The following is a 1,577-nucleotide window of genomic DNA, read 5'->3' as shown; positions in this document are numbered from 1 at the left end:
CATGGCCGCGGCGCGCATGAGCCTGCGCCCGACCCTGTTCCTGGTGCGCCAGGAACTGCGCAACAGCGCCAAGATGCTGTTGGGTGATTCGCTGATCACGGTGTTGATCGGCCACCTCAACGCCACCATCGCCGGGACCATCGACGACTTCGTCAAACAGGCCCAGCCGAAGATCGCCGAGATCCTCGCCGATGCCGGTGCACTGGGCACCAAGATGACCAGCGAGATCGCCACGGGCCTTGAGAAGGTCACCCTCGGGCAACTGGACGCCAAGGGCGACCGCGACAAGGCGGGCAAGCAGATGTCGGCTGCCGCCGACAAACTGCTCAACGACCCCAAGGCGGCCTTCAGCAACTTCTTTGGTGCCGTGCACAGTGCTTACAAGGCCGCCGGTAAAGGGCTGGCCAACAGCGCCACCAGCAAGTTGCTGCCGGATCAGATCAAGACCAAAGTCTTGGCCAACACCGGCCAGTTGCGCGCACTAGGGCCGGAGATGGCCCGGCAGTTGAACAAGCTAGCGGACCCCGGCACGCAGATGAGCATCGGTTGGATGCTGACGGTGCTGGGCGGGGCGGTGAAGGGCTTCCGCAAACGCAACAAGAACGGGCAGTCCGGGGTGAGCAAGCCCGGCACCGTTACCCATGTGGATCGGGAAAAATCGCACTCGGAACTGGGCAAGTCGGATAGCCAACATGATGCGATCGCCTCGACCAGCCCTGTCGAGGAAAGCTGCCCGATTCCCCGGCCTACACCACCCGCCCACAGCCCGAGCCACATCAGTTTCGCCATCGGCTCGGAATTCATCATCCACACCGATTTCAGCTTGCCGGGCGCGTTCCCCATCGAGTGGCAGCGCATCTACCACTCGCGCCTGGCCGAATATGACCAGGGCTGTCTGGGCGCCCGTTGGGTGACGCCCCTGACCACGCGTATCGATGTGCTCGACAAGGGCTTGCTGTTCCATGACTTCGACGGTCGCAGCCATGCGTTCGAACTGCCCAAGGCCGGCAAGTCGCTGTTCAACGCCATCGAGGACTTGCTGCTGGTACGCAGCAGCGACGATGAGCTGGTGATCTGCCGTGGCTTCGTGCGCAAGGAGTATTACCTGCGCGTGGGTGATCGCTATTACTTGCGCAAGATCCTGCTGCAGAACGACGCGGGCTGCATGCTGCACTACGAGCATCACCACGAAGGGCGTCCGGTGCTGTCGGATATCATCACCTTCCAGGGCGATGTGAAAGACGTCCTGCGCCACCTGGGCACGCTGATCGATGAACAGGGCCATATTACCGGCCTGTGGGAAATGCGCGATGGTCAGCCACTGCGTCAGCTGTGTGCCTACCACTACGATGATCAGGGCGACTTGCTCGCCGCCCAGGATGAACAGGGTGCGGCCTGGCACTACCAGTACCAAAACCATCTGGTGACCCGTTACACCGACCGCACCGGTCGTGGGATGAACCTGCAGTGGGATGGCAGTGCCTTCGACGCCAAGGCGATTCGCGAGTGGGCCGATGATGGCAGTTACGAAATTCGCCTGGAGTGGGACGAGAACATCCGCCTCACCTACGTCACCG

General features: G+C 62.1%; 1 protein-coding gene. It reads left to right on the top strand.

Going from position 1 to position 1,577, the window contains the following annotated elements; all coding sequences use genetic code 11:
- Positions 1 to 16: 16 nt before the first annotated feature.
- A partial coding sequence (locus NJG22_RS24360) for an RHS repeat domain-containing protein (protein ID WP_253098478.1) occupies positions 17 to 1,577 on the top strand: 1,561 nt, incomplete at its 3' end.

Source organism: Pseudomonas sp. VA159-2, from assembly GCF_024126635.1.
In the GTDB taxonomy this organism is placed as follows: domain Bacteria; phylum Pseudomonadota; class Gammaproteobacteria; order Pseudomonadales; family Pseudomonadaceae; genus Aquipseudomonas; species Aquipseudomonas muyukensis.
Note: the sequence above shows the minus strand (reverse complement) of the source record. Positions and strands in the feature narration are given on the sequence as shown.